Origin of the sequence: Plasticicumulans sp. (assembly GCF_035331805.1) — a bacterium.
Lineage (GTDB): Bacteria > Pseudomonadota > Gammaproteobacteria > Competibacterales > Competibacteraceae > Plasticicumulans.
In genome coordinates this window covers 1-8,850 of record NZ_DAOLKE010000139.1, presented here as the reverse complement: position 1 = coordinate 8,850, position 8,850 = coordinate 1, and the positions used below count along the sequence as shown (strand labels likewise).

The following is an 8,850-nucleotide window of genomic DNA, read 5'->3' as shown; positions in this document are numbered from 1 at the left end:
CTCGGCAAGGCCGCGCATTCTACGAATCAGATCGCTTTCGTCAAGCACCGGAATCAGCGAATCCACTGAATCCAGAAACCGCTCCGAGCCTGATTGTTTCGAGAATGTCACGCTTCGCGACTGCCCGCCGGATGGCGGCCGGTCGCGAAGAGCGGCGCATTCTACGGATCATTGCCGGGCCGTCAAGCCCGCGTGAAGGTTTTATTTCAGGCGATGGTCACCCGGGCGACGGCGCGCTTGCCGACCTGAGCGACGACGGTGCTGCCGGCCTGCAGGCTCAGCCCGCGGTCGCTGACGCGTTCGCCGTCGAGGCGCACCGCGCCCTGGGCGAGCATGCGCAGCGCGTCCGAGGTGCTCTTCACGAGGCCGGCCTCCTTGAGCAGGTTGGCGATCGGCAGCGCGCCGTTGACGGCCTGCACGGTGACCTCGGGCAGCTCGTCCGGCAGCGCACCCTTCTGGAAGCGTTCGACGAAGGCCGCGACCGCGCGCTCGCCGGCACCGCTGCCGTGGAAGCGATCGACCAGTTCGGCGCCGAGGCGGAACTTCACGTCGCGCGGGTTCAGGCCGGCTTCGACCTCGCGCTGCCAGGCCTCGATCTCGCTCATCGGCCGGAACGACAGCAGTTCGAGGTAGCGCCACATCAGCGTGTCGGAAATCGACATGAGCTTGCCGAACATGTCGTCGGCGGCATCGCGGATGCCGATGTAGTTGCCGAGCGACTTCGACATCTTCTGCACGCCGTCCGTGCCTTCGAGGATCGGCATCGTCAGCACGATCTGCGGTGTCTGGCCGTAGTCCTTCTGCAGCTCGCGACCGACGAGCAGGTTGAACTTCTGGTCGGTGCCGCCGAGTTCGACATCGGCGCGCATCGCCACCGAGTCGTAGCCCTGCACCAGCGGATACAGGAATTCATGGATCGCGATCGGCTGGCCGGCGGCGTAGCGCTTGCTGAAGTCGTCACGCTCCAGCATGCGTGCGACCGTGTGCCGCGCGGCGAGCTGGATGAAGTCGGCCGGCTTCATCGTGTCGTACCAGGCCGAGTTGAACAGCACCTGCGTGCGCGCGGGGTCGAGGATGCGGAACACCTGCTCGCGGTAGGTCTCGGCGTTGGCGAGCACGTCCTCGCGCGACAGGGGCTTGCGCGTGACGTTCTTGCCGGTGGGGTCGCCGATCATGCCGGTGAAGTCGCCGATCAGGAACAGCACCTCGTGGCCGAGTTCCTGGAACTGGCGCAGCTTGTTGATCAGCACGGTGTGGCCGAGGTGCAGGTCCGGCGCGGTCGGGTCGAAACCGGCCTTGACGCGCAGCGGCCGGCCGCTGCCGAGCCGCTCGATCAGCTCCGACTCGATCAGCAGCTCCTGTGCGCCGCGCTTGATGATGTCCAGCGATTCCGCCACCGTCGCCATCGTGTTTCGTGCTCTCGACCGTCTCATGCAGGGGGCGCGCAGGATACCGGAAGCGACCGGCGCGCGCGAACGCATGGCGGATCAGGCACTTCCGCCGCCCACCCTCGCCTGTCAGGAAACCTCCGGATGCGCAACGACGACGCCCCGCTCATCGGCCTGATGTCCGGCACCAGCATGGATGCCGTCGATGCCGTGCTCGTGCGCTTCGAGGCCGGCCGGCCGCGGACGCTGGCGCGCCACGCACTGCCAATGCCGGCGGAGCTGCGGGCGGCGCTGCTCGGGCTGGCCGCGCCCGGCCATGACGAGCTCGACCGCGCCGCGCAGCTCGACAACCGCGTCGCGCGGCTGTTCGCGCAGGCCGTGCGCGAGCTGCTCGAACTCGGCGGCCTGCGCGCCGGGCAGGTGCGCGCGATCGGCTCGCACGGCCAGACCATCCGCCACGCCCCGTCGGCCGCCGAACCGTACACGCTGCAGATCGGCAATCCGGCGCTGCTCGCCGAGCTGACCGGCATCACCGTCGTCGCCGACTTCCGCCGCCGCGACCTCGCCGCCGGCGGTCAGGGCGCGCCGCTGGCGCCGGCCTTCCATGCGGCGTTCTTTGCGCGCGACGCGGCCGATACCGCGGTCATCAACATCGGCGGCATCGCCAACCTCACGCACCTGCCGGCCGGCGGCGGGCCGGTGACCGGCTTCGATACCGGCCCCGGCAACCTGCTGCTGAACGCCTGGACCGAGCGTTACCTCGGCGAACCGATGGACCGCGACGGCGCCTGGTCGGCCGGCGGCGAGGTCAACGCCGCGCTGCTTGATCGCCTGCTCGCCGATGACTATTTCTCGGCGCCGCCGCCGAAGAGCACCGGCCGCGAGCATTTTCATCTCGACTGGCTGGATACGCACTGCAGGGCGCTGGGCCGGGCGCTGCCGCCGCGCAGCGTCGCGGCAACGCTGGTCGAGCTGAGCGCGCGCACGATCGCCGATGCCTGCCATGTGCATGCACCCGTGGCCGATGCCTGGCTGATCTGCGGCGGCGGCGTGCACAACCGCCTGCTGATGGCGCGGCTTTCGGCCCTCGCCGGCCCGGTGCCGGTGCGCTCGACCGCGGCCTGCGGCGTCGATCCGGACGACCTCGAAGCGCTCGGCTTCGCGTGGCTCGCGCAGCGCACGCTGTCCGGACTGCCCGGCAACCTGCCCGAGGTCACCGGGGCGCGCGGGCCGCGGATCCTCGGCGGGATCTATCCGGCCTGAACCGCCGCCGCCGGCAGCGCCCGGCGCAGCAGCACGAAGCCGATCAGGCCCGAGACCAGCGAACCGGCGACGATGCCGAAGCGCTCGGCGAACAGTTCGGCGTGCGCATCCTCCGGGAAGGCCAGCGAGCCGATGAACAGGCTCATCGTGAAGCCGATGCCGCAGAGCACCGCGACGCCGAACAGCGCCCGCCGGTCGACGCTCTCGGGCAGGCGGCCGATGCCGAGCTTCAGCCCGAGCAGGCTGGCGCCGTAGACGCCGAGCGGCTTGCCGATCAGCAGGCCGCCGGCAACACCGAGCGCAACCGGGTGCGTCAGCGCCTGCAGGCCGACGCCGGCGAACGAGATGCCGGCGTTTGCGAACGCGAACAGCGGCAGGATGCCGAAGGCGACCCCGGTGTGCAGGTCGTGTTCGAGCCGGCGCAGCGGCGAGGACTCGGGCGCCTTGCGATCGCGCATCGGCACGAACAGCGCCAGCACCACGCCGGCGAGCGTCGCGTGGATGCCGGATTTCAGCAGCGCCGTCCACATCAGCAGCCCGATCAGCATGTAGGGCGTGAAGGTCGTGACATTGCAGCGGTTCAGCAGCAGCAGCAGCGGCAGGCACGCGAGCGAGATGCCGAGCGCCAGCATCGACAGATCCTGCGTGTAGAACAGCGCAATGATCACGATCGCACCGAGATCGTCGAAGATCGCGATCGACACCAGGAACACCTTCAGCGCCAGCGGCACGCGCGAGCCGAGCAGCGCCAGGATGCCGAGCGCGAAGGCGATGTCGGTCGCCGCCGGGATCGCCCAGCCCCTGAGCGCCACCGGATCGCCGGAGTTGAACGCGCAGTAGACCAGCGCCGGCACGATCATGCCGCCGATCGCCGCAATCGCCGGCAGCGCGACCTGACGCGGATCGGCGAGCTCGCCTTCGAGCACCTCGCGTTTGAGTTCCAGTCCGACCAGCAGGAAGAACACGGCCATCAGGCCGTCGTTGATCCACAGCAGCAGCGGCTTGGCGATCTCCAGCGGCCCGATGCGCACGGCCACCGGCAGGTCGAGGAATTGCCCGTACCAGGGCGCAAGCGGCGAATTGGCGACGATCATCGCCAGCACCGCGGCAAGGAACAGCAGGATGCCGCTGGCGGCTTCGAGTTTCAGGAAGTGTCTGAGGGCACTGAGCATCGGGCGGCGTCTCCGGTCGGGCGGCGGCAGGCCGTGCGGCCTGCCGCGGCGGGCAAGGGAAGGGCGCAGTCGGCCCGAACCTTAGCACGCCCGCCCGCGCCGCTTGCCGGAAACGACGAAGAGGCCTTGCGGCCTCTTCGTGGGAAGACGAAAAACGGGGAAGGACGAAAAACCGCGCGTGCTCAGACCGTGAACGACGATCCGCAGCCGCAGGTGGTCGTGGCGTTCGGGTTGCGGATCACGAACTGCGCGCCTTCGAGGCCCTCGGTGTAGTCGATCTCGGCGCCGACCAGATACTGGTAGCTCATCGGATCGACGAGCAGGCGTACGCCGCAGTTCTCGACCATCGTGTCGCCGTCCTGGACTTCCTCGTCGAACGTGAAGCCGTACTGGAAGCCCGAACAGCCGCCGCCGCTGACGAACACGCGCAGCATCAGGCCCGGATTGTTTTCTTCCTCGATCAGCGAGCGGACCTTGGTCGCCGCCGAGTCGGTGAACACGAGCAGGGATTCTTCGGACATGACCGGGTACTCCTCGCGCAGGCTGTGCGCTGCGAAAAATCGGGAATGCACCGGATTATGGGGTTCCCGAGCAAAGCTATCAACAATACCCGATCCGCACGCCGGCGGGCCAGGGGGCCCTTGTGGTCACGGCAGCAGCGCGATGCCGTCGATGCCGGCGGTTTCGGGCTGGCCGAACATCAGGTTCAGGTTCTGCACGGCCTGACCGGCCGCGCCCTTGACCAGATTGTCGATGACCGACAGCACGACGATGGTGTCGCCGCCCTGCGGCCGGTGCACGGCGATCCGGCAGGTGTTGGCGCCGCGCACCGAGCGCGTCTCCGGGTGCGAACCGGCCGGCAGCACGTCGACGAAGGTCTCGCTCGCGTAGCGGGACTCGTACAGCGCCTGCAGGTCGCCGGCACCGGCACCGGATTTCAGCCGCCCGTACAGCGTCGCGTGGATGCCGCGGATCATCGGCGTCAGGTGCGGCACGAAGGTCAGGCCGACGGCGTGGCCGGCGGCGCGCGCGAGGCCCTGGCGGATCTCGGGCAGGTGGCGGTGGCCGCCGACGCCGTAGGCCTTGAAGTTCTCGCCGGCCTCGCAGAGCAGCGTGTGCACCTCGGCCTTGCGCCCGGCGCCGGACACGCCGGACTTGGCATCGGCGATCAGCTGCGCATCGTCGATCAGCCCGGCCTCGATCAGCGGCAGGAAGCCAAGCTGCACCGCGGTCGGATAGCAGCCGGGGTTGGCCACCAGCCGTGCTGCGCGGATCGCCTCGCGGTTGACCTCGGGCAGGCCGTAGACGGCCTCGGCCAGCAGCTCGGGGCAGGAGTGCGCCATGCCGTACCACTGCTGCCATTCGGCCGGATCCCCGAGGCGGAAGTCGGCTGCGAGGTCGATGACCCGGACCCCGGCCGCGAGCAGCTCCGGCACCATCTTCATCGCCGTGCCGTTCGGCGTCGCGAAGAACACCGCGTCACAGGCTTCGAGCACGGCCGGCGACGGTTCGACGAAGGCCAGATCGACGCGCCCGCGCAGGTTCGGGAACATGTCGGCGACCTTCAGGCCTTTTTCCGATCGCGAGGTGATCGCGGTCAGCTCGACCCCGGGATGCGCGGCGAGCAGCCGCAGAAGTTCGACGCCGGTATACCCGGTGCCGCCGACGATGCCGACCTTGATCATGGCCTGCCACTCCGTAACCGAAACATTCAGTAGATGAAGCCGGGAGGAATCCGGGAGGAATCCGGAACCGGTGCGTGCCGGAAGCCACACCCGCTCACCGGTCGCGACGCCCGCAGGCCGCCGTCACCGCCCCGCCCGGCCCGGTGGCCGGAGCAAAAAGGGCGGCAATCATAACGCCATGCCGTTACGCGCGCGTATCCGGCGCGCACCGTGGCATGCTGCGCGGCCATGCCGAATCCGAGCCCCCCGCCCGCCGTGGTACGTGCGCACGATCCGCGGCCGGGCCTGTTCCTGCTCGGCTGCGCGGCGCTCTGCGGCGTGCTGTCGGGGCTGGTGATGGTCGCCTTCCGGCTGCTGATCGACGGCGCCCAGATGCGACTGCTCGGCGCCGGCCGGCTCGACGACTTCGCTGCGCTGGCGCCACTGACGCGCATCGCGCTCGCCGGGGCCGGTGGCGCCGCACTCGGCCTGCTGTGGGCACGGTTGCCGGCAGCGACGCGGGCTGTCGGTGTCGCGCACGTGCTGGAGCGCTGCGCATACCACGGCGCCCGGCTGCCGGGGATCAACGCGCTGCTGCAGTTCCTCGGGGCCGCGAGCTGCCTGATCTGCGGGCATTCGGTCGGCCGCGAGGGGCCGGCGATCCACATCGGCGCCACCGCCGGCAGCCTGCTCGCCGAGCGCGCGGCGCTGTCGCTCGATGCCCGCCGGCTGCTGGTCGCCTGCGGCACGGCCGGCGGCATCGCCGCGGCCTTCAACACGCCGCTCGCCGGGGTCGCCTTCGCCGTCGAGGTGCTGCTCGGCCTGTCGGCGCTGCCGAATCTGACGCCGGTACTGCTTGCCGCGGTCGTGGCGACGGCGATCTCGCGCGGCTTCTACGGCGATCACGCGCTGCTGCCCGCGGCCCCGCCGGGCTTCGATGCCCTCGCGCAGCTTCCGGGGCTCGCGCTGCAGGGCGCGCTGACCGGCCTGCTGGCCGTGGCCTTCGTGCAGGCGCTGCGCACGGTCGCCGGCCGCTCGCAAGCGGCCGGGCCGGCGCTGCGCCTGACGCTCGGCGGGCTGGCCTGCGGTGTGATCGGCGCCGGCTGGCCGGAGGTCATGGGTCTCGGCTACGGCACGGCGCGCGCGGCGATCGACGGCACGCTGACGGCGCTGACGCTGGCGCCGCTGCTCGCCGCCAAGTTTGCGGCGACCGTGCTCGGTCTCGGACTCGGCCTGCCCGGCGGGCTGATCGGCCCGTCGCTGGTGCTCGGTGCGCTCGCCGGCGGCCTGAGCGGCCATTGGCTGCCGGGCGCCGATCCGGGGCTGTGTGCGCTGCTCGGCATGGGCGCGATGATGGGCGCGACGCTGAACGCACCGCTGGCAGCCCTGGTCGCACTGCTCGAACTGACGCAGGACCCGCGGCTGATCCTGCCGGCGATGCTGACCATCGCCGCGGCCGATCTGGTCTCGCACCGCGTGTTCGGACTGCCGTCGGTGTTCGTCGCCCAGCTGCAGATGCGCGGCATCGACTGGCCGCCGCGCGAGCGGCCCTGAGGCCGCACGGCCGGCCGCCCGCTTTCCCCACCCTCCGCCTGCCCCGCAGGAGGTACGTCACATGACCGCCGTCGATCAGCTCGCCCTCGCCCTCGGCGCCGGCTGGGCTTCCGGCCTCAACCTGTATGCCGCGGTGCTCGCGCTCGGCTACTTCAACGCCACCGGTGACCTGCTGCTGCCGCCGGAACTGCAGATCCTCAGCGACCCGCTGGTGATGCTCGCGGCCGGGCTCATGTACTGCGTCGAGTTCTTCGCCGACAAGACGCCCGGCGTCGACAGCGGCTGGGACGCGCTGCACACCTTCCTCCGCATCCCGGCCGGTGCCGTGCTCGCCGCCGGCGCCGTCGGTGACGTGTCGCCGGCCCTGCAGATCGCCGCCGGCCTGGTCGGCGGCACGCTCGCCGCCGGCACGCACTTCACGAAGGCCGGCGCGCGCGTGCTGATCAACACCTCGCCGGAGCCGTTCAGCAACTGGGCGGCCTCGGTGACCGAGGATGTCGCCGTGTTCGCGGCGATCTGGACCGCCGTGCATCACCCGGCGCTGTGGCTTGCGCTGCTCGCGCTGTCGGTGGCGCTGATCGTCTGGCTGCTGCCGCGGCTCTGGAGGGGTATCCGGCGCGTGCTATCCTCGCTCGCCCGCTGGTTCGGCTTCGGCAGCGGCCGGCCACCGGCATCGCCGATCCCGCCCGCCGGCCCGCCACCGGCTCCCCCGCGGCTGCCGCCGCCTGCTCCCTGATCACCCGCGCCATGAAACTCACCGACAAGCTGCTGCCGTTCGCCGCCCTCGCCGTCGTCCTCGGCCTCGTGGCGTTCTGGCTGCTGCCGGGCGGCGTCAACGCCGCCCCGGCCGCGACCTTCCGCACGCTCGACGGCCGCACGCTGACCACGGCCGACCTCAAGGGCAAGCCGGCGATCGTGACCTTCTGGGCCACGAGCTGCCCCGGCTGCATGGAGGAAATGCCGCACCTGATCGAGCTGTACCGCGAGCTGCAGCCGAAGGGCCTGCAAATCGTCGGCGTCGCGATGAGCTACGACCCGCCGAGCAACGTCATGGAACTGGTGCGCCAGAAGCAGGTGCCCTATCCGATCGCGCTCGACACCGACGAGGCCATCGCCCGCGCCTTCGGCACGATCCGCGTGACGCCGACCTCGTTCCTGATCGCGCCGGACGGGCGCATCGTGCAGCAGAAGATCGGTGCCTTCGACCTGCCGGCGCTGAAGACGCAGCTGAAGTCGATGCTCGGCGCCTGAACCCCGCGGCCCTGCGGCCGGTCCATCCGCTGCGACACGGGCACCCGGTGGTGCCCGTTTTGCTTTGTCCTGCCGCCACGGCACCCCACGCTTTCCCGCCCCGCCTTCCTGCACGGAGACCCGACCGATGTCCTATCTCGCGATCAAGGCCTGGCACCTGATCTGGATGGTCTGCTGGTTCGCCGGCCTGTTCTACCTGCCGCGGCTGTACGTCTATCACGCGATGCTGCCGCCCGAGGACGGCGCCGGCCACGAGCGCTTCGTGCTCATGGAGCGCAAGCTGTTCTGGGGCATCACGACACCGGCAGCGGTGCTGACGATCGGCTTCGGCCTGTGGCTGCTCGCGGCCGGCGGCTGGGCGCTGTATTCGAAGATGGGCTGGCTGCACCTGAAGCTCGCGCTGGTCGCGCTGCTCGTCGTCTACCACGTCTGGTGCTACCGCTACCTGCGCGCCTTCCGCGAGCTGACCAACACGCGCACGCACCGGTGGTTCCGCTGGTTCAACGAGGCACCGGTCATCGTGCTGATCGCGGTCGTGCTGCTCGCGAGCCTGAAGCC

At 70.5% G+C, this 8,850-nt stretch carries 9 protein-coding genes; 5 read left to right on the top strand and 4 right to left on the bottom strand.

The features are described from left to right. Positions 1–206 precede the first annotated feature (206 nt). The gene (gene tyrS, locus PKE44_RS10985) at positions 207–1,406 is read right to left on the bottom strand and encodes a tyrosine--tRNA ligase (protein ID WP_324551036.1); all 1,200 of its coding nucleotides are present in this window, start codon (positions 1,404–1,406) and stop codon (positions 207–209) included. 126 nt (positions 1,407–1,532) lie between these two features. On the opposite strand from tyrS, the gene PKE44_RS10980 reads away from it, so the two are divergent. After that, a complete protein-coding gene (locus PKE44_RS10980; protein ID WP_324551034.1) occupies positions 1,533–2,651 on the top strand; it encodes an anhydro-N-acetylmuramic acid kinase in 1,119 nt (372 codons plus the stop codon). Here PKE44_RS10980 and nhaA read toward each other — a convergent pair. From nhaA to argC, 3 genes are all read right to left on the bottom strand, one after another. Next, the gene (nhaA, locus tag PKE44_RS10975) at positions 2,639–3,823 is read right to left on the bottom strand and encodes a Na+/H+ antiporter NhaA (RefSeq protein ID WP_324551032.1); all 1,185 of its coding nucleotides are present in this window, start codon (positions 3,821–3,823) and stop codon (positions 2,639–2,641) included. The genes PKE44_RS10980 and nhaA overlap by 13 nt on opposite strands. 182 nt (positions 3,824–4,005) lie before the next feature. Beyond that, positions 4,006–4,344 carry an iron-sulfur cluster insertion protein ErpA gene (erpA, locus tag PKE44_RS10970; RefSeq protein ID WP_324551030.1) on the bottom strand — a complete coding sequence of 113 codons (339 nt, stop codon included), beginning with the start codon at positions 4,342–4,344 and terminating at the stop codon, positions 4,006–4,008. A 126-nt stretch (positions 4,345–4,470) separates the two neighbouring features. Next, positions 4,471–5,508: an N-acetyl-gamma-glutamyl-phosphate reductase gene (gene argC, locus PKE44_RS10965; protein WP_324551027.1), complete on the bottom strand. Its 1,038-nt coding sequence runs from the start codon at positions 5,506–5,508 to the stop codon at positions 4,471–4,473. 255 nt (positions 5,509–5,763) lie between these two features. On the opposite strand from argC, the gene PKE44_RS10960 reads away from it, so the two are divergent. The 4 genes from PKE44_RS10960 to PKE44_RS10945 all read left to right on the top strand — a co-directional run. Further along, positions 5,764–7,041: a chloride channel protein gene (locus PKE44_RS10960; RefSeq protein ID WP_324551024.1), complete on the top strand. Its 1,278-nt coding sequence runs from the start codon at positions 5,764–5,766 to the stop codon at positions 7,039–7,041. A 61-nt stretch (positions 7,042–7,102) separates the two neighbouring features. Next, positions 7,103–7,777, top strand: a complete 675-nt coding sequence (locus PKE44_RS10955) for a DUF4126 domain-containing protein (RefSeq protein ID WP_324551021.1) — start codon at positions 7,103–7,105, stop codon at positions 7,775–7,777. A gap of 11 nt (positions 7,778–7,788) precedes the next feature. Further along, positions 7,789–8,292, top strand: a complete 504-nt coding sequence (locus tag PKE44_RS10950) for a TlpA disulfide reductase family protein (protein ID WP_324551019.1) — start codon at positions 7,789–7,791, stop codon at positions 8,290–8,292. A 127-nt stretch (positions 8,293–8,419) separates the two neighbouring features. Further along, the coding region (locus tag PKE44_RS10945) for a CopD family protein (RefSeq protein WP_324551017.1) at positions 8,420–8,850 on the top strand (431 nt) is incomplete at its 3' end.